Origin of the sequence: Mucilaginibacter tolerans (assembly GCF_030519375.1) — a bacterium.
GTDB lineage: Bacteria > Bacteroidota > Bacteroidia > Sphingobacteriales > Sphingobacteriaceae > Mucilaginibacter.
In genome coordinates, this window is record NZ_JAUMKB010000022.1 from 1 (window position 1) to 19,302 (window position 19,302).

Consider the following 19,302-nt stretch of genomic DNA (forward strand, 5'->3'; position numbering starts at 1 on the left):
AAGGATAATCTTGCTGCTATTTGAATATTGTACTTTTATTTATTATTAATCCTGTATCGTTTTTTTAGGACTAGTCATCCATTTATTGTTATTGTGATATAGTCACCGTTCCCATATCCTGCACGCTTCCGTTAGTTACGACAACGCTACTTACAGTTTTCTTAAGGTATGGACTAACAGGAACAAAGTTTACCGTATATGTTCCGGCAGAGAGACCGGGAAAATAGAATTTTCCAGTAGAATCTGCGACAGTACCTATGGTATCTGTGCCCATAATTGCGTAAACTTTTGGATAAGAAGCTGCAGGCGTAACTACGCCTTTTAATGCCCCTGAGGCAGCATTAGCTACCGCACGGATAACAGGTTTTAGTATGTATTTGCCGTTTCCTGTTAATACAATTGATTGAGCGGCATCAAAATCCAATGTCAGGGTATAGTCTACTCCGGCTGTTAGATTATCGTGAACATTTAGTTTTACTCCGGAAGTTTGTCCGCTTGGAGTGGTCAGATCGTAAGCTATTCCGCCAATAACCACCTGGTTTCCCGTACTATTCAATACCAAACGGATTTGCTGAATAGTGCCGGCGGGTATGTCTTGTGCCGCTAATAAAGTGTCTTTTCCCAATCTGAAATTTAAGATGTTGATGATACCACCACCAACAGCAAGTGTCTGCTCTCCTTTATCTGTTACGATTACAACGTTTTTAATGCTTAGTAAAACGGCATCATAGGGGCCCGGTGCATCTGTTAGTTTTACGCTAACATGAGTAGTACCAGATGAGCTTTCCTTTTTACACGACGCGAGGCAAAGACTTAAAAAGGCAACAAGGATTAAAATGTAATTTTTCATGCAAATGTGTTGATTAATCAATAATTAAAATGTGTTAAATGTAACGATAATGTTGCATTATTGTTTTGATTGTTGGCACGACATCCAATTAGTGATCTAATACCCAAAGCGTAAAATTCTTTACTTAAAGCAACTAATTGTGGGTTAGTAAGTGAGAGAATGTCAATTTGTATATAGTTAAGGTGCTATTTTTTTATTAAAATTGAGGGATTATCAAACCATTATGAACAAATCAAACAGAAGAAAATTCATCGCGACAACCGCTTCATTGGCTATAGGAACCGCAGCTGCATCAGCTATGTCTTTGACAATTACCGAAAATAAATATCCAATTATTCATCACGTTTTTTTCTGGCTTAAAAACCCCAACTCAAAAGAAGACCGTGATAAATTAGTAGCAGGAGTGAAGACGCTGGCTAAAATTGAAACCGTTCGAGAATTACGGGTGGGCATAGTAGCTGATACCGAAAAACGCGATGTAGTTGATAAAAGCTGGGGCGTATCTGAATTAATGTTCTTCAGCGATCTTGCAGGGCAGGCAGCTTATCAGAATCATCCCGTTCACCTGGAGTTTATTAAAAATTGCAGCCATCTGTGGGAGAAAGTGATCGTGTATGATGCAGTGGACGCTTAAGCGATTCCCTGTTTTAAATGATCCCCTAAACGGATAGTAAGTGCAACCAGGGTCAACGTTGGATTTGGTGCCCCTGCTGTGGCATAGCATGCCGCTCCGGCCACAAACAAGTTGCTGATGCCATGAACTTTGCAGTTGGCGTCAACCACACTTTGTTTTGGATTGTCGCCCATGCGGGTAGTCCCCATGTGATGCCATCCGCCACCTGTAAATTCGGGCCAGTTATTGTCGTTTTCGTCGCGCAGGTATTCCATTAACCGCACGCGTCCTTTATCTAGGAGGCCAAGCTCAGTTCCGATCAGCTTATAAATTTCGCGGATGCTTCTTTTTTCCAACGGAGTGAGTACCCAATGCAGCCTTGCGCGGGGCATGCCTAAAGCATCTGTTTCGGAGTCAAGGGTAATACGGCTGTTAGGGTTTGGTGCTTGTTCTATGCGGGTAAAAAGCTGATAAGAATCATGTTTGCTTTCTGAGAGCGCTTTCTTTTCAGCCTCGTCAAATTTCGACATGTTTTTCTTCGTCTGTGCAGTATCTGATGTCCACATATCGATAAAAGCGGGCTGTTTGCGAGCGACCTCTAAAGGAGTAAAGGAAGCGGTGCCGTTTAATATTTTTAACTCTCGCTGTTTTTCGGCGGTTATAGCTAATTCCGCCCGGGCCTTGGTTTTTCCAAAATCGATGGCATACAGTTTCAAAGCTTCCGGTTTGGTCAGCCACAATTCAGCAGACTTAATCTCAATGTGCTCCATAAAGTAGCGGCCGACCTGGTCATTATCATTACCTAAACCTTGTTTTGCCTGTTGATCAGAGGTGAGCAGCAACCGTGCGTTTTGAATAGAACAACAGGCCAGGACAAACTTTTTGGCTTTAACTATATGAGTTTTGCCCGCAAAATTCTTGACCGTTACTTGTTGTATAGCTGAGGCATGTTCATTAGCATCAATATTGGTTACATTGGCGTAGGTGTATAAATGGATATTAGGCGCCTTGACTATCGTGTCTTTATACTTTGCTCCAAAGCGTGTGGGGGGACTAAACTGCCACATCTTGTTAAAGATAGCAGCATGATCAAATGGTAATGAATCAAGTTTGGGGTCTTTCCCTAACCAATAGCTATCGCGATATTCATAAGGTCCCAGATCAAGGTTTTTATGCGCACGGGCATAGTAAGGATCAAGATCCGCTCGCTTGATCGGCCAGCCACTGTATGGCACCCAATCCCGCTTTTCAAAATCTATTGGGTCAAGCGGCGAACAAAAACCCGCCCAATGCCCGGTTGTGCCGCCAAAATAATGTAATCGTGCTGATTCTAAAGGGAAGTAACGCTGCCCAGTCGTTTTTCCCCTATATAAATCCTGCATTTGCGATTCATATTCAAAACCGCCGCCTTCCAGCAGAATTATTTTGTGCGGAGTATTCAGAAATTCTAACGCCACACTGATTCCGGCAGCGCCTGCGCCGATAATGCAGATGTCGCCTTCTATTAATGAGTTATTTGGTAATTCCCTGGCGTCTATATGCATAATGCTTCGACTTAGGCGTTTAAAATAGAGTATAATGCGCATTGACGGGCTTCCGTCACTGAAAGTACCCAGCCCGCTGCCATTATAGTTTTACCTGTTCTAAAATCATTCAAAACACGATCATCCAGTTGCTTTTCGATAGCTGATTTATCCAGCGATGCGTTAGCGCCAATAAGCAGGTTGCTTAATAGGGTTTTATCGTCCTCTTTGGGGAACTTTTTCCGGTAAGCAATGCCTGCCTCTGCAATTGTCTTTTTATCCGCTAACTGGGAGAACAGAAAAGGGCGCGATGCTATGTTTTCTGGCGATGGAGAACATCCATCTGCAAAAGGCAATGTCAAGGCCAGTGCGGTGTATGCCGATAAATGTATGAATGTTCTTCTTTGCATATTTTAATAGTTATACCCGTAAGAAGACCTTCTTTTTGTACATAAAATACAAAAACAACCACTTGATAAATACAAAGCAAATGGCTCCAACCACCAGCTTATAAGGGTCGCTGAAAAAGTAAAGTAACCAGTTAAAGAACCCTTTTGTAGTATACTCCCAATTAATAAATCTTCCGGAAATGTAGATAAGGATGGAATTCATGCCAATGACTTTGAAAAAGAAGGCCCATTTCTGATGGCCCAATACATCAATCACGTAATAAAATAACGCCATTAACAAAAGGCTTAATCCACCGACATTCAATACAAATGAGCTTGTCCAAAGGTTTTTGTTGATTGGAAAATCCAGATTCCATATTTGGGCAAGTACCAGGAAAATGACCCCGACTACCGCTATTCTTAAAGTTTTTTGCAGTTGCGTAAGTGTTGTTTTCTTTAGGGTGATGCCGGTCAGAATACCTAATAAACCGGTACTGATTGCAGGAATTGTAGAGAACAATCCTTCCGGGTCGTGTATCTTTAGATATAAGCGGCCAGGTAGTATAGATCTGTCCATATAAGATGCAAAGTTACCCTGCATGGTAAGATCGCCTGCCGGGAAGCCGGGAGCAGAGGTGAACTTAAGCAACAGCCAATATCCGATGATTAAAAACCAGAACCAGAAAATCTGCCATTTTTCAACCGAATAGAGGTAGATGATGTTGGCGAGCATATAGGCCAAACCGATGCGACCTAAAACTGAAGCAAAGCGTATATCTGCAATCGGCTTAATATTGAGGCCGTTATTGTAAATTACGCCAAGCAATACCAGGATGAGACCTCTTTTGATGACTCTGAAAAGTAATTGCTGACGTGATTTACCCTTTTCAAGCTCGCGGCCCACCGAAAATGGGGTGGACACGCCCGCCATAAACAAGAACAACGGGAAGATCAGGTCATACAAATGAAAGCCATTCCATGCAGGGTGGGTTAATTGATTAGAAATAGCCTCGAAGGGCCCCCAATTTGTGGCATCAGCCAATGCGTGGAATATCTCTTCGGCGCCCATGATCCAAAACATGTCGAATCCGCGTAGCGCATCTAACGAATAAAGCCGGGTAGGTGTTTTCTGAAAATCGTCAGCAAGTTGTGTATTCATCGTTTAATTGTGAAAAATAATTAGTTAGGGTTACGAAATAAAACTAATCATTTCCAACAATTAATACGAAATGCTAACAGCACATTTATAGTCTGTTACAAAATTTTTACTCTTCGTTGTAAGCTTCTATTTCACGGCCAATAGCATTTACTTCTTCATCATTATCAAAAAAGGGCATTTCTGTTTCCGGATCAAGCTTTAGCCAATGTGTTTCGGTATCTTTTTGGATCCGCAAGTAATCTTCGCCCTCTTTGAATACAGCATAAATATCCTCGCCCTCGGGGAATATGGAGTAGGTGATGCCGTTTACTTCGATGTCAAATGGATCTTTCATTCTGCTAATGTTTTTTCTTCTTATTCATTTTTGCCTTGGTGCCGGCGCTGTAGTTGTAGTCCTTTTTATTGCTGGCCTTTTTTTCATGAAAGGCTGCACCGCGCAAAGGCTCTTCATTCTTTGAAGCTTTATCCGGTTTGGCCACTTTCTTGTCTTTATGCACATCAGCGATTTTCAAGTCTTCAGGGAGCTCATTTAACCTAATTTTTTGACCAATGGTTTGTTCAATTTTCTTAATCAATGACAACTCAAGATCAGTTGCCATGCTGATAGATTGCACATTACCAGGCTCATTCAAGTCTTTTATCATTCTATGAACAAAAACATCCGTGTCTGCCGGTATCTCAACATGTATCAATAGCGATATGCCTTGCAATTCATATGAACGGTTTAATTCATCCGCAACAATCAAAAATCTTACTTGTTGTTGTTCTTTAAAATTCTCAATTGAGCTAAATCCTTTTGATTCAAACATCATTGGGTTTAATATCGCTACTTCATTTTTGAAGTTTAAACGAATATGGTTATATATTTTTTCAGCGTTCAGGCGCGTGCTTACAAAAACTACTGCTTTATCAGTTGGGAGAATATCTTTTAGCAGCAATGTTAACAGGTTGAGCTTGGTTTTAAAGTCAGCTACATGGTATAAGGATTGTTCATGAATTTCCGCTTTGACTCCACTCAATTCTTCTATCTCGATCAGTGCAGGCATATTCATAAAAGGATCAATCATTTGCTGCAGCTTGCTATGCATTACTTCGGTAAATATCAGGTGCTGACACTTGATGATACTATTGGCCAGTTCAGCTACCGGTAGTTGCGCCCCAAGCCTTACAATCTCCGCTGCATCATCAATCACCAGCATCATGATCTTATTAAGATTTAAGCCAAGCTTCAGATAGATGGCGCGTGCCCTGTCGGGCGTAGCCACTACAATATCTGCTCCGTCGGCCAAAGCGTCCAATTGGACCTGCATTGATGGTTCGGTATATAGCCCCACCGTACGAATGCTGGCATTTTGATTTAACAGGTGAATTTTTTCGATAACATCAAGGACCTTCTCTTTATCAGGTACCAGGATAAGCGCTCTTGGCGCTTCCTCAAAGCCGTACTTTAAGCGTGTTAGAACGCCAAGGATGTAGGCAGTTGTTTTCCCGCTGCCTTCGGGAGCTATTGCGATAATGTCCTGTCCGCCGATTACCCGGCTAAGGGTTTTGGATTGTATTTCCTTTGGAGTGAAGTACCCGGCTGCCGTTACCGACCGTACCAGCTGTTTACTTAGTTTTAGTTTTTCTGCCCACACAAGCGTTTAATTTGGGTGCAAAGGTACTAATAAGTCTTAAGTCAAAAGTTCTAAGTCATATATCTGTTAAGCGTGCCACCAATTATTCACGCTTCGGACTTAAATATTAACTTTGCAGCGTATAAAATAGCAAATATGAGCAATAACGATATCATGAAGAAGTTACGTGTGGCACTGCAATTGCGGGATGATGACATTGTTCATATCTGTAGCCTTGTAAATTTCCGCACATCTAAAGCGGAGCTCGGAGCCATATTTCGCGATAAAGACCACCCTAATTTTAAGCCCTGCGGCGATCAGCTATTGCGTAATTTCCTGAATGGGCTCATCATCTTTAAACGTGGACCTATGGAAAGGAAATCAGCTCCAAACAAACCGGATTCGAATCAGGCTGCCTCCAAAAATCCGGACAAATAATGCTGGAAATTCTATTCAGGGACGAACACCTGATCGCTATAAATAAACCTCATGATCTGTTGGTACATCGTTCCAATATCGCTGCAGATGCCGAAGTCTTCGCCCTGCAATTATTACGTGACCAGGTAGGGCAAAAGGTTTATCCCGTTCACCGGATAGACAGAAAAACAGGAGGTGTGCTGCTGTTTGCTTTTGATAAAGCTATCGAGATTGTAATGCAAAAGCGATTTATGGAGAACAAGGTCAGTAAAAAATATTTGGCCATTCTTCGTGGGCATACACCCGATAACGGTGAAATAGATTATGCTTTAAGAAAGGAGAACGGCACATTGCAAGAGGCTTTTACAATTTACCATACGTTAAAACGGGCCGAATTGGATGTGGCATTTGGCAAACATGCTACTTCCAGATATTCCCTTGTTGAAGCGATGCCCAAAACCGGCCGGATGCATCAGCTACGCAAGCACTTCGCCCATATTTTTCACCCGATTATTGGCGACAGAACCCATGGATGTAATAAGCAGAATAAGCTGTTTAAAGAAAAATGGGGAATGACTACTATGCTGCTGCATGCTTCGAAATTGACGTTCGAGCATCCGGTGGATGGACAAATGATAACTATTGAAGCATCACTTCAGCCCGAGTTTATCAAGGTGAAGACTTTGATGGGGTGGAATTAATGCCCTTGAGAAATCTCTTTTTGCACCAGTTTGTACCTTCCGCTCTTGAGCATCTGCTGCTCGCGCGGTGAAAACTCTCCACGGCCGCCAAAGTCCTGCACCCAGTAATGGTCTATTACAGCTACGCCTACTTCTTTAAAAATGGGATTCATTAAATTGCGGCAATGGCCTTCGCTGTGCAGCCAGCCATTCATCACTTCGGGGATGCTCGTTTGTCCCTTCGCGATATTTTCGCCAATGGCATAGGTTTTAAATCCCTTAAAGCCATAGCCTGCATCCAGGGCACGATCGGACATGCTGCGGCCATTCATACTGGTATGACTGAAATAATTTCGCTCCGACATATCAAGGGCATGCCCACGGGCAGCGAACTCCAGTTGCTCATTCCATTTCATTGGTGGGGCGGGTGGAAAATAAGTAACACCGCAATTGCAACCTTTCGCGCGTATTTTATTTATGCGACTTAAAAACTCTTCTTTAAAACGGTTATTATTAATCTGCTGCGGTGCGGCAGAAACACAGGTGAGCAGGATAACTAACAGTGATAATCCGCCCAAAAATAATCTCTTCATATATTCTATTGACGTTTATTCAAACGGCAGGTTTAAACAAATGTTATTTGTTCGCTAACTATTATCGGTATGGTGCGGATGTTTGATCTTGGACCGCCAAAATCTACGGCGTTTGCGCCTGTAAAGAAAAAGTAAGCTGACAGAAATTACAGCAATGATGATTATAAGGTCGATAATAATACCATTCTTGTTGAGAAGCTCTTTCCGTCGCTGCTGCTCATATATACTTTTTTTTTGACCTGCTGCAACGAATCAGTGATTTTTAGCTTAGCCAATGTACGCGCCTCGTTATCTCGCCTGATACTGTCATTAATCGCGGTATATCGTTTCATAGCGGCTGCAGCTTTTTCCGTGTTCCTGGTCACATTATAGAATAGGGCATAATGCAGCTGAACATCCGCCTCCAGTTTGGGCATATGATTTTTGGAAGAAATAGCCAATGCTTCATTCAAATCGCGCGCAGCAAGTTTATAATCCTTTATATCTGCTTTGATAGAAGCCATTTCAAGCAGAGATGCTATAATGTTCGGATTATCGTTCATGACTCTTGAGATCGAGTTCGATTGAATGATAAACCATTTAGCCTGGATGTATTTGTGCTGTACATGATAAACTTTCGCCAGTACATCGAAGCTATTGCGCAAACCTACTGAGTCGTCGTATTTTGAGTAATGATGAATGGCGGAAAGTGTATTGCTGATTGCTTCGTTCTGATAGATGCGACGCTCTTTTTTGCTGGCGGTTGAGTCGTATTTGAGATACTCCGCAGCAATTTTACTATATAATGAAGCTTTAAGCGAATCATCTTTAATATTGCCCAATTCTTTTTTTAGGCTGTCTATCAAATTTATATTTGAGATTGATTGATCTTGTATGCTTAAACTGTCAATTCTTTTAGTGTTTGCAAATAAACTATACGTACTGCATAAAAATAAAAGAAGTAGTAATGTTTTTCTCGTGTAAGGCATAACTGTATTCATCAGATTGACAACGGATAACTACAAAAGCCGTGCCTTTATACTTAAAGTCAGCTTCAAAGTTCCTTAACGTGACTTTAAATCAATAGAATTGATAAATTATTTAAATAAGGCACCAACAGACAAATTGGCGTAAAGTACAGTAATTAGTACAATGCACTCCTCAACTTGCTACTTTATCAGGTTCTCGTAGTTATCGATAAACCTTCTGAAAGGAGCTACCTTGGATAAGGTGATATTGAATAATGTAATCCCGATTGCAGCGCATAATATACCGGCCAGAACATCTACTATATAGTGGTGGCTAAGATATACTGCGGAAAACCATATTCCAGCCATTACTATCCCGAAAAAAATATTGCCTTTGCCCAATTTATTTCTCAAGCCATAATATAATACGATAACCGGATAGGAGGAATGCAAGGATGGCATGGCCGCGAATACATTTGAACCCTTGGAGTATATCGATTTAAAAATGCTCACATTAAAATAGGCGTCAAATTTCGCGAGGCCCGCTGTATTGCCCGCAGTAAGTTGATGGAAAGCAAAACCGTGATACTGTACGTACCATGGCGGTGCAGCAGGGAAAGTATAATAAACAATAAAACCTATAAAGTTGACCAGCACAAAAGTGAGCAGGAATAGTAAAAATTGCCTTCTTCGGGTAAAGAACAGGTAGACAGCAAAACCCATCGGTACTGGTATCCAGCACAAATAAAATATGCCAGTAAGTATATCGAGGAAAGTGGTGCCGTTTAAACGAAAATATTCATTGGGCGTTAGCAATTTGCCTTGGAAGTGAACCCCGAAAAGGTGCTTTTCAAAATTATAAATATCGGCTATATGTACTGTGGCGTACTCATAATTTGGGAAGGCTTTCATATAGTCGTATATGATCCAATACACGACGAAAATGGAAAAGCCTGTTATGAACTTGCGAGTGATGGCAGATGCATAAAAAAGCAGGTTAAAAAGCACTACCAGCACTACCTGGTCAGATTTAAAGCCGACAAGGAAAGCAGAAAATAATAAGTATGCAAATGATGCAATAGAAACAACAGTTACAGACCGTACTGTGACTGTGTTACTTGAAACGGCATCAACATCCATGCTATTTCTTAATGAAATCGGAATCGAATACCTTGTCCCAAAGTGGTGAGCTAACACCATAGCCCTTGTCTGCATCCTGATAATGATGCAACATATGGTGCTGTTTTATCTTTTTCCAGATGTTGCCCTTAAAGTTGAAGTGATGAATAGCATAGTGAGTTTCATCGTAAATCAGGTAACCCAGGATAAAGCCAGGGAAGAAACCCCATATGTAATCCACAGGCAGCATACCTTTAAATAAAAAGAAGAAGCCTGTAGCTAAGGGTATACTTACTGAAGGCGGTAACACCAAACGCTTGGCATCGCTTGGGTAATCATGGTGAACTCCGTGGAAGATAAAATGCATGCGTTGTGCCCATGGTTTATCTGGTGGCGCGTAATGAAATACAAAACGGTGCATTACGTACTCAACAAAAGTCCACACAAATAAAGCCACGAAGAACAGACCGAAAAAGGTAAGTCCGGGTAGCTCAGCTATGAAGAAGTACCTGTAGATGCAATAGAAAATAACCGGCATAAAAATAAATACCGGCACTAGGAAATGTACCTTTGATAAAGCCTCAAAGAGGTCGTTCTTAAACATTCTCACAGACTCCTGTGAATTGGAAACAAATTTCTTTTTCATCACTTCAGGGTTTAAAACGGTCAACTATTTCTTTGCCTGTTTCGGGGTCAGTGCCTTTGACCTCTACATAAACGACGTTAGGGATCCAAAAGCTGCCGCCTTCAATTTTTACAAAAATACGGTTGAGTATTACCTGTTTTTGTGCAACTGACGCGAATATATGATATTTTCCGTCTTCGCCCCTTATTAAAGTAAGCGGAAACTTCTTGTAAGACACAAATCTGATATCATAACTGCCCTTATTCAGCGCTTTTGTATTTAAACCGTATGCAAATTTACGTTGAATATAATTTAATTCCTCTTTTTGTCCTTTTTCCGCATATTTTAGCCAATAAACCTTCACTGGCTGGTCGGTATTCAGTTTCCCGTCGCTATTTAGGTTCAAGTCGTAAACGATTGTATTAGCATTCGGGGTACGTTGTACGTAAAATAACCTTTCGTTACTTATGGGAGGTGTCGGGTAAACCACATTGGCGCCTTTATCGCCCCCCGGCCCTTTATCAATTTTTTTTGAATATCCATAGGCGGATGTTATGGATAAAATGGAAACAAATAGTAAAAAATATAATCGCATTAAATTAAAAAGAGATATTGCATTATTTTTTTCCCAGCGCTTTTTTAGCGTCTACCAGCCGCCTGATGGCGGTTGCATTGGTTAACACGGCTAATGCAACTATTGGGAATGTAAAAATTGACATCGTTTCGAACACGTGGAATTTGATTCCGGGAACGTATAATTTATAGTTGCCACCAATATATAATGAGGTAACTCCGCACAGCATAGCAAACAGGCCCAGTGTGATCACCCGTTCAGGCCTTTGCATCAACCCGCCTTTAATATCAACACCCAAACCTTCAGCCCGGGCACGAACATAACTTACCATCATTGACCCAATCAATGCAATAAAAGCAAAAATCGAACTCAGGAAATAGTGGTGGGCAACCAAATAATAACAGATACCGAGAAACATTACCAATTCGCTATATCGGTCAAGAACTGAATCATACAGGGCGCCGAAAGTTGATTTCATATTTCCAAGTCTTGCCACCTGACCGTCAAGCATATCAAATAAGCCGGCAAACAGAATCAGAGCCCCCGCCCAACCAACATAGGTCAAGTCGCCACGGTTGCCTTCTTCAGCACCTATAATAAAAATTACAGCGACACCAATATTCAATATAAAACCTATTGTGGTAACCGCATTAGGAGTAAGTCCTAATTTGATCAGCACTTTTACAAAAGGATCTATTACTTTATAGATGCCGAGTTGAAGATTGGTACGTATTGATGTTTGATGTGCCATTGTCAAAATAATCTTTAATAAACCCAGGTTAAAACGTAAAGAGAACCCTAGTGCGAATGCCCCATTTAGCAACATCGGGATTGTCTAAATAGGTGAAACGCCTAACCAAATCAACTCTTACAAATTTAAAAATGTTTTCAATACCAACGCTGCCTTCTACATAAGGTGTTCTGCCTAAGGCAAATGTGGTAGGTCGACCGTTTTCGTCCACCGGCAACTGAAACAATGACTGATGCAATGATGGATTGTTTTCATCCCTTAATCCACCCCAAAGTGACTTAAACGAAAGCGTTTCGCGCCATTTTAATCTCTTAAATAATGGTATTTTGTTAAATAAAAAACCATTAAAATGCTGGTCGATCATGATACTTTCATAATGGTCATTAACGAACTCAAGAAAGTTCATCAGGTTATATGAATACAAGTCGTAAGCATAGGTTTGGTTCGCACGTGGTATAGAAAGCAGTGGAAAAGGAACCTGCCCAAAAACATGCCCTGCTTCGCCTGTAATATCAGCATAGCCTAACTGCGACAGGTAAAAACGTTTATCAATCTCAAAATGAAGATTTTTATAAGCGTATTGTCCGTCGAATACGTTTTTTAAGCCTTGAGTATAGTCAAGTGTAAAGATCGGGTATTGATTAGGAATATCAATACGATAGATCTTACCCTGGTAAAATTGCTCATGCGGTGCATAGCGCAATTGTCCGGTTATTTCGGCTGTTGTAATACCATTTATATTATTAGGAACGCCATTTACTTCATTGGTAAAAAATAATGATCCTGCTGGTGATTGTGACCATCTTCTTAACCCAATGCTGTATGAAAAGTGATTTTCATATTCATGGACATAGTCAATCTTATAAAAGTCGTTGTACAGGTATTTGTCGTTAGTGCCGCGTTTAAATGATAACAGGAAGTTGTCTTCCTGTACAAACTGAAGTGCCAGTCCCGGGATTTTAGTGTCCTTTTGATAACTCACACGTATATAATTCTGCGGGAATTTATAAATGGATTTATCGTTTAGGGAATAAGTAGCACTTAAAAAACCTTTCCACTTTTCATCTTTAAATCCATAAGCCAAATACGTTTCAAAGTAATATCGCTTGCTTAATTCAGGTGTTGTACGGCCGCCAAGTCTCAATTTAAAACCCTCAACAGGGTTAAAGCTGTAAAAGGAATTTGCCGGTCCCATTTCAAACGGGCCGAATGACTTATAGCCTGCCAATAATAGTGTCAGAATATCCATAGTTCGTCGGTATGACGGCATGGACTTGAGCGTATCAATATTATGATAAACTTTTGATTCAGCTTTTGTTAGTGTATCCAAACGATTTTGAGTCCAGAAATCATTGCTTCTGCGCGTCGCTTCGTCAGTTTCCACCAGTGCCGGCCCATCAAATGTAGTATCGGGTATCGCTTTGTTGACTATATAATCCTTATAAGTAATTGTCCGAATTCCCAATAGGCCGCCTTTGCCTTTTTTGTTGAAGCTAAAATCAACTATTGTATTGCTCTTGCTTAAGTGATACCTGCTATCAGGACTTTGCTCAAAATCCTGGTCAACATGCAGCGATTTTACAAAGTTTAGGTTGATATTTTTGTTAACCGTAAGCCCTACATGCTGAACTGCATAACGCCCGTCAAGCGTTACATAAATCTTACCCTCAAATAACATGTCAGTTGTATTGCGAGGGGTAAAGCTCAATTCAACAACCTTTGCGTTGTTAACAACAATGGTGTCCGTAATAAAGAACTTATAAAACGAAGGGGCTGCATCGCATATCGGGCTCAGAAACATATTGGTCATCAGGAAAATATTGTTTTTATAAATATCAACCTCGTAATACATATGTTTGAAATACTGGCCAAGACCTTCATTATCAATATAGCTGCCAAAGTTTACACTCTTTTCGCCAAGCAGAATAGTTTTCTTTTTTTCGGGAGTTTTACGATAATAATTCTGGCTTAATTTTTCATCAAGATATATAGGCAATAAATTTTTGCCTGGTATCGTGGTGCTATCTCTATTATCTAATAAGAATTTATACTTTTTGAAGAACTTTCTATCGGCGATGGTAGGGGAGACATTTAGCACCGAAAACATCATTTTGTCGTATTCCTTATTCTGAATATAGTCATAGCTTTCCGGTCGGTTTTGTTCTTTATGTGCTATAACCTGTCGTATGAGTTCAACAGCAGGGTTGTCTTTATTACGGTACCTGGCCTTTTTGCCCGATCTGATCACAACCTCACTAAGTTGTTGCGCCACAGGAACCAACTTAATATTGACAATCTGATCCTGCCCCGGTCTTACATTGATGGTAGTGGGTTTATACCCCACGAAAGATACTTTTAGCTGGCTGAATGGCTTATCGGGCTTGGATATTAAAGTGAATTTGCCTTCTTCGTCAGCAGTAATATTTACAGAGCTATCGGCGGCGAATACATTTACAAAAGGAAGAGTTTGATTGGTTTTAGCATCGGTAACTACACCGCTCACCTTGGTTACCTGTCCAAATGTGATGAATGATAAAAGTAGTAATGGCAGTAGAAGAAATATTTTCAGGTAAATATTTTTAAAATTCATATGACCGATGCAGTTACGCAAATACCAACTCATTTTGCCCCCGGATAGTTGTAAACGTAACTATATTAATATTGATACAATTTTATTTAATCTGCACTATTTAACTACATCTAATTTGATGCATCAGTATTTTCTTAACATTTCCCTGATGCAGTGGTTTCAAATAAATGTTTTGCCCTCCGTTTTGCTCCTGTCAGACTATAATTTCCATTATTAGTTTAGCGGGCCTGTTATTAACCGCAAAAATAGAAAAATTCCGTTCAGACTTTTGTGGTCAAAAAGTCAAAATTAATCAAACGATTAATAAATTCTTTTAGTATTGCATTCAGAGCAGTTTGAATAAAATAGCCGCCTGCAGTATAATATTGGCATAAATACCGGCCAGCACATCATCAAGCATGATCCCCCAACCACCGGGGAAAATTTCCATTTTTTTGATAAACAAAGGTTTTACAATGTCAAAAAAGCGGAATAGTACTAAGGCAACAATTACGCATTTTAAAGTTACCGGAACGAAAAGTAAACTGATGCACATACCCGATACTTCATCAATCACTACGCGGGAAGGGTCTTTGCCCCATACCTTAGAAACGACAGTTGACGACCAGACACCGATCAACGTAATTAGCAGCGTAATAATAATTGCAGCAACTGGATGATAGCCAGAAGCCCAGGCAAAGTACCAGCAAATGCAACACGCGACAGCTGCTACTGTCCCGGCACCTTTGCCAATATATCCTATGCCCAGGCTTGTGGAAATTAGCTTATGAAAAAGCATTATAATACTTCAACCAGGTCCTGGTAGTAATCTAAACCCAGGTGAGTGATCAGGTCTTCGCCCATTAAATGACGCAAAGTATTCTGCAGTTTCATCAATTGTTTAAATATATCGTTCTCAGGCCTCAAACCAGGTAAAGTTTGTGGTGATTTAAGGTAGAAGGACAGCCATTCCTGTATGCCGCTCATTTCGGCTCTCTTAGCAAGATCAATAAACAAGGCAAGGTCTAATGCGATCGGTGCTGCCAGGATAGAGTCGCGGCAAAGGAAATTGATCTTGATCTGCATTTTATAACCGAGCCAGCCAAAGATGTCGATGTTATCCCAGCTTTCTTTATTATCACCGTGCGGAGGATAATAGTTGATACGGATCTTGTGGAATATATCTCCGTACAATTCATGGTTATCTTCAGGGCGTAGAATGTCTTCTAATACACCCAATTTTGATACTTCTTTGGTTTTAAAGTTATCCGGATCGTCTAAAACTAAACCATCTCGGTTGCCCAAAATATTAGTCGAGAACCATCCGCTTATACCCAGTGACCTTGCAGCCAGGCCAGGAGCCAAAATGGTTTTCATTAACGTTTGACCTGTTTTAAAGTCCTTGCCGGCGATAGGGGTATTGGTCAATTTTGAAAGCTCAACCAATGCAGGGATATCAACAGTAAGATTTGGAGCGCCATTGGCAAAAGGTACACCTAGTTTAAGTGCCGCGTAAGCATAAATCATGCTTGGCGATATCAGCTTATCATCATTTACCAGAGCTTGCTCAAATGCAGCTAATGATTGATGTATCTCAGACGCTTCGTAGTAAATTTCTGTCGAACCGCACCATACCAGCACTATTCTATCGCAATCGTTTTGTTCTTTGAAATTTTCTATGTCTTCCATTACAGCCTCGGCAAGCTGTTGACGTGTCCCTTGTTTAACATACGAACCGTCAAGATTTTTTGCATAGTTTTTATCAAAAGCAGCCTTCATTGGTTTGATTTTTTCCAATTCAGGTTTAATAGCGTTCAATAATCCTGGTTCCAATACTTTAGCATGCATCGCCGCTTCGTATACGTTATCTTCATATACATCCCATCCACCAAAAACAATGTCATTCAGATCAGCCAGGGGAACAAAATCCTTAATTTTTGGATAACGATTTTCAGTTCTTTTACCTAAACGGATATGCCCCATTTGGGTAAGTGACCCAATAGGTTGTGATATCCCTTTTTTCACGGCTTCAACACCTGCAATTAATGTAGTAGCCACTGCACCTAAGCCCGGTATTAAAATCCCTAATTTGCCTTTAGCTGGTTGAATGTTGTTCTTCATGTTTTATTTTTTCAAGTTGTTAGTATAATGGCAATGCCATGCGTTTATTTGAGTGCTCAAAAGACTGCATTTTTCAATAAAGAATGATGCAAAATTACAAAATTGACCAAAATATGAAAATAGTCAATTTTGAGTTCAGGCCCAGTTCAGGTAACAATAATGAGAGATACAGATAGGGGTAAAATGCGATAGCCTAGATTGCTTTCTCGTATATTCTGTATGTTTTATATTGATCGCCGCCAATAGCTTCAATTGCGCGATTCACCATATCGTTGTGTTCCAGTGTCCATGATGCTTCAGCGTACTCCAAGCCTTTTCTGCGGTATTCTTTTATAATATTTCCGTATAAAACGGCCTCTATACCCATTTTGCGATAGCCATCAACCACGCCCAGCAGCATAATGCGTATACCTTTGATCTTACTTTTGTTCAATAATAGCTTAAAGATACCGGTAGGAAGCAAGCGGCCGCGTTTAATTGTTTTTAGAATAGCGTTAATATCCGGGATCGCAACCCCAAACCCAACTATTTTACCATGCTGTTCTGCCAGGAGACAGAAATCAGGATCGAGAATCATTTTGAGATCCTTCGCCGTGTAGTCAAATTCTTCGTTGGTCATCGGGAAGAAGCCCATGTTTTTATCCCATGCAGTGTTGTACACATCGCGCAGGGCAGCAGCCTCTTCTTTAAATTTTTTCAGATTTACTTTTCTGATAGTGATATCATTTCTTTTCAAGCGGTCCTGTAATTTATCTAACAGTTGGACTGATTTATCGCTATAGCTTGTTTTATCCCAATGCCAGGCGAGTAAGTCAACTTGCTTTTTCAGACCTGCTTTTTCAACCAAATCAATATAATAAGGCGGATTATAGGTCATCATCACCATTGGCGAGCTATCGAAACCTTTAACCAATAATCCGCAGGTTTCATTAGTTGAAGGGTTTACGGGGCCAACAATTTTATCCAGTTTCTTTTCTTTTAACCACGTTATCACTGCATCAAACAATAACCGGGAAACTTCCGGATCGTTAACACAATCAAAAAATCCAAAAAAGCCATCATTGGTTTTATTAAATTGATTGTGATTAGTGTTATTAATTGCTGCAATACGCCCAACAATTTTATCGCCATCATAAGCTAAAAAAGGCTGCACTTGGGAGTGCTTATGGAAGGGATGTGTGGTTAAAAGGTCCCGTTGAGCAATGAATAATTCCGGTACATAATATGGATCATCTTTATAAAGGTCGTGCGGAAAGTCAATAAATTTTGCCAGTTCTTTTTTATTACTAACTGGAATTACTTTTTTCATTGGGGTAAAGAGTTTTTAATTGGTATTAAAAAAAATGGTACTAAAAAAATCATCCCGGTAATTTTACCAGGATGACTTTTTCTTTTTAGATATTTTCTTTGATCATCGATACACCGACCTCTTTAAACACCTTGTTAATCTTATCGATTGCCTCTTCTATTTGAGCAAAGGTATGGGTTGCCATTAATGAGAAGCGGAGCAAAGATGAGTCGGATGGAACAGCCGGCGATACTACCGGGTTAACAAATACACCCGAGTTTTGCAGATATTTGGTAACCAGGAATGTTTTTTCGTTATCACGTACATAGATAGGCAGGATCGGGCTCTCGGTTGGGCCAAGGTCGAATCCTTCATCTACCAATAACTTGTGAGCATAGTTTGTATTATCCCACAATTTTTGAATTCTTTCAGGTTCTGATTCAATAATGTCAAGAGCTGCTATAACACTTGCTACAGCGCCGGGAGGCATACTGGCACTAAACATTAATGACCGTGCACGGTGTTTCAGATAATCTATAGTGGCAAAGTCGGCAGCGATAAAGCCACCTAATGATGCCAGTGATTTACTGAACGTGCCCATAATCAGATCCACATCTTCAGTTAAGCCGAAATGAGAAGCTGTACCTGCACCTTTTTCACCTATAACACCCAAACTGTGGGCGTCATCAACCATAATGTTGGCACCAAACTCTTCAGCAAGCTGAACTATTTCAGGTAACTTAACAATGTCACCTTCCATACTGAATATACCATCAACGGAAATAAGCTTTACCGCATCTTCAGGCAAAATGCTCAGTTTACGACGAAGATCAGCCATGTCGTTATGTGCATATTTAATTACCCTGGAAAACGAAAGGCGGCTTCCGTCAATTAACGAAGCGTGGTCATATTCATCTAGAATCAAATAATCATTACGACCGGTGATAGAAGATAAAACTCCCAGATTTACCTGGAAGCCGGTGCTGAACAATACAGAAGCTTCTTTGCCCACATAATCTGCAAGGCGCTGTTCAAGCTCAATATGGATATCAAGTGTGCCATTTAAGAACCTTGATCCTGCACAGCCAGTGCCGTATTTATCGATAGCTTTTTTAGAGGCTTCTTTAATTTTAGGGTGATTTGTTAGTCCGAGATAAGAATTTGAACCGAACATCAACACCCTTTGACCATCTATAATTACTTCTGTATCCTGCCCGGACTCAATAGGTCTGAAAAAAGGATAAACGCCCTTTTCCCTGGCCAGTTCTGCGTCTTTGAACAACGCAATTTTATCATGTAGTTTTTTACCCATTTATTAGCCTTGTTTTAATTTATTGTAAAAATATCATGAACAAGTTTACAATTTCAAGATTAGATAACTGAGAATGTTTACATTACATTTTGTGTCGCAACATAAATTCCCGAGAGGCAAATTAATTAAATTTTTTATTTAATTCATGTCACTATT

The 19,302-nt window shown here is 40.3% G+C and carries 21 protein-coding genes; 3 read left to right on the forward strand and 18 right to left on the reverse strand.

Translation table 11 applies throughout. The features are described 5' to 3' along the window. Positions 1 to 88: 88 nt before the first annotated feature. On the reverse strand, positions 89 to 850 hold the full coding sequence (locus Q3A68_RS20950) for a DUF4382 domain-containing protein (protein ID WP_302903093.1): 762 nt from the start codon (positions 848 to 850) through the stop codon (positions 89 to 91). Positions 851 to 1,073: 223 nt separating this feature from the next. Between Q3A68_RS20950 and Q3A68_RS20955 the strand changes: the two genes are divergently transcribed. After that, positions 1,074 to 1,484, forward strand: coding sequence for a Dabb family protein (locus Q3A68_RS20955; RefSeq protein WP_302903094.1), 411 nt, complete (start codon positions 1,074 to 1,076; stop codon positions 1,482 to 1,484). Here Q3A68_RS20955 and Q3A68_RS20960 read toward each other — a convergent pair. From Q3A68_RS20960 to Q3A68_RS20980, 5 genes are all read right to left on the reverse strand, one after another. After that, positions 1,481 to 3,007, reverse strand: coding sequence for an FAD-dependent oxidoreductase (locus tag Q3A68_RS20960; RefSeq protein WP_302903095.1), 1,527 nt, complete (start codon positions 3,005 to 3,007; stop codon positions 1,481 to 1,483). The genes Q3A68_RS20955 and Q3A68_RS20960 overlap by 4 nt on opposite strands. A gap of 11 nt (positions 3,008 to 3,018) precedes the next feature. Continuing rightward, a complete protein-coding gene (locus tag Q3A68_RS20965; protein WP_302903096.1) occupies positions 3,019 to 3,396 on the reverse strand; it encodes a hypothetical protein in 378 nt (125 codons plus the stop codon). A gap of 10 nt (positions 3,397 to 3,406) precedes the next feature. Further along, complete coding sequence (locus tag Q3A68_RS20970; protein ID WP_302903097.1) at positions 3,407 to 4,534, reverse strand: acyltransferase family protein; 1,128 nt, start codon at positions 4,532 to 4,534, stop codon at positions 3,407 to 3,409. A 106-nt stretch (positions 4,535 to 4,640) separates the two neighbouring features. Then, positions 4,641 to 4,868 carry a hypothetical protein gene (locus Q3A68_RS20975; protein ID WP_302903098.1) on the reverse strand — a complete coding sequence of 76 codons (228 nt, stop codon included), beginning with the start codon at positions 4,866 to 4,868 and terminating at the stop codon, positions 4,641 to 4,643. Positions 4,869 to 4,872: 4 nt separating this feature from the next. Continuing rightward, positions 4,873 to 6,171, reverse strand: coding sequence for a DEAD/DEAH box helicase (locus tag Q3A68_RS20980; protein WP_302903099.1), 1,299 nt, complete (start codon positions 6,169 to 6,171; stop codon positions 4,873 to 4,875). Between the two features lie 135 nt (positions 6,172 to 6,306). On the opposite strand from Q3A68_RS20980, the gene Q3A68_RS20985 reads away from it, so the two are divergent. Together Q3A68_RS20985 and Q3A68_RS20990 are read left to right on the forward strand one after the other, a co-directional pair. Beyond that, on the forward strand, positions 6,307 to 6,588 hold the full coding sequence (locus Q3A68_RS20985) for a DUF1456 family protein (protein WP_302903100.1): 282 nt from the start codon (positions 6,307 to 6,309) through the stop codon (positions 6,586 to 6,588). After that, positions 6,588 to 7,268 (forward strand): pseudouridine synthase, encoded by a 681-nt coding sequence (locus Q3A68_RS20990; RefSeq protein ID WP_302903101.1) that lies wholly within the window; start codon positions 6,588 to 6,590, stop codon positions 7,266 to 7,268. The genes Q3A68_RS20985 and Q3A68_RS20990 overlap by 1 nt, the downstream gene beginning before the upstream one ends. On the opposite strand, the gene Q3A68_RS20995 is transcribed toward Q3A68_RS20990, so the two are convergent. The 12 genes from Q3A68_RS20995 to spt all read right to left on the reverse strand — a co-directional run bounded on the left by Q3A68_RS20995 (position 7,265) and on the right by spt (position 19,146). Further along, positions 7,265 to 7,840, reverse strand: a complete 576-nt coding sequence (locus tag Q3A68_RS20995) for a CAP domain-containing protein (protein ID WP_302903102.1) — start codon at positions 7,838 to 7,840, stop codon at positions 7,265 to 7,267. The genes Q3A68_RS20990 and Q3A68_RS20995 overlap by 4 nt on opposite strands. A 54-nt stretch (positions 7,841 to 7,894) precedes the next feature. After that, positions 7,895 to 8,065, reverse strand: coding sequence for a Loki-CTERM sorting domain-containing protein (locus Q3A68_RS23250; RefSeq protein WP_489671740.1), 171 nt, complete (start codon positions 8,063 to 8,065; stop codon positions 7,895 to 7,897). Continuing rightward, positions 8,002 to 8,685: a hypothetical protein gene (locus Q3A68_RS21000; RefSeq protein WP_302903103.1), complete on the reverse strand. Its 684-nt coding sequence runs from the start codon at positions 8,683 to 8,685 to the stop codon at positions 8,002 to 8,004. The genes Q3A68_RS23250 and Q3A68_RS21000 overlap by 64 nt, the downstream gene beginning before the upstream one ends. 303 nt (positions 8,686 to 8,988) lie before the next feature. Then, positions 8,989 to 9,927, reverse strand: coding sequence for a phosphatase PAP2 family protein (locus Q3A68_RS21005; RefSeq protein WP_302903104.1), 939 nt, complete (start codon positions 9,925 to 9,927; stop codon positions 8,989 to 8,991). Position 9,928: 1 nt separating this feature from the next. After that, a complete protein-coding gene (locus tag Q3A68_RS21010; RefSeq protein ID WP_302903105.1) occupies positions 9,929 to 10,552 on the reverse strand; it encodes a sterol desaturase family protein in 624 nt (207 codons plus the stop codon). Between the two features lie 4 nt (positions 10,553 to 10,556). Continuing rightward, positions 10,557 to 11,126: a DUF4833 domain-containing protein gene (locus tag Q3A68_RS21015; RefSeq protein ID WP_302903106.1), complete on the reverse strand. Its 570-nt coding sequence runs from the start codon at positions 11,124 to 11,126 to the stop codon at positions 10,557 to 10,559. Positions 11,127 to 11,148: 22 nt separating this feature from the next. Then, positions 11,149 to 11,856 carry a CDP-alcohol phosphatidyltransferase family protein gene (locus tag Q3A68_RS21020; RefSeq protein WP_302903107.1) on the reverse strand — a complete coding sequence of 236 codons (708 nt, stop codon included), beginning with the start codon at positions 11,854 to 11,856 and terminating at the stop codon, positions 11,149 to 11,151. Positions 11,857 to 11,884: 28 nt separating this feature from the next. Further along, the gene (locus Q3A68_RS21025) at positions 11,885 to 14,479 is read right to left on the reverse strand and encodes a DUF5686 and carboxypeptidase-like regulatory domain-containing protein (RefSeq protein ID WP_302903108.1); all 2,595 of its coding nucleotides are present in this window, start codon (positions 14,477 to 14,479) and stop codon (positions 11,885 to 11,887) included. A 292-nt stretch (positions 14,480 to 14,771) separates the two neighbouring features. Next, positions 14,772 to 15,224, reverse strand: a complete 453-nt coding sequence (locus Q3A68_RS21030; RefSeq protein ID WP_302903109.1) for a phosphatidylglycerophosphatase A family protein — start codon at positions 15,222 to 15,224, stop codon at positions 14,772 to 14,774. Beyond that, positions 15,224 to 16,546, reverse strand: coding sequence for an inositol-3-phosphate synthase (locus Q3A68_RS21035; protein ID WP_302903110.1), 1,323 nt, complete (start codon positions 16,544 to 16,546; stop codon positions 15,224 to 15,226). Before Q3A68_RS21035 ends, Q3A68_RS21030 begins: the two co-directional genes overlap by 1 nt. A gap of 193 nt (positions 16,547 to 16,739) precedes the next feature. Continuing rightward, positions 16,740 to 17,855 carry a hypothetical protein gene (locus Q3A68_RS21040; RefSeq protein ID WP_302903111.1) on the reverse strand — a complete coding sequence of 372 codons (1,116 nt, stop codon included), beginning with the start codon at positions 17,853 to 17,855 and terminating at the stop codon, positions 16,740 to 16,742. An 85-nt stretch (positions 17,856 to 17,940) separates the two neighbouring features. Continuing rightward, positions 17,941 to 19,146 carry a serine palmitoyltransferase gene (gene spt / locus Q3A68_RS21045; RefSeq protein ID WP_302903112.1) on the reverse strand — a complete coding sequence of 402 codons (1,206 nt, stop codon included), beginning with the start codon at positions 19,144 to 19,146 and terminating at the stop codon, positions 17,941 to 17,943. Between the last annotated feature and the right edge of the window lie 156 nt (positions 19,147 to 19,302).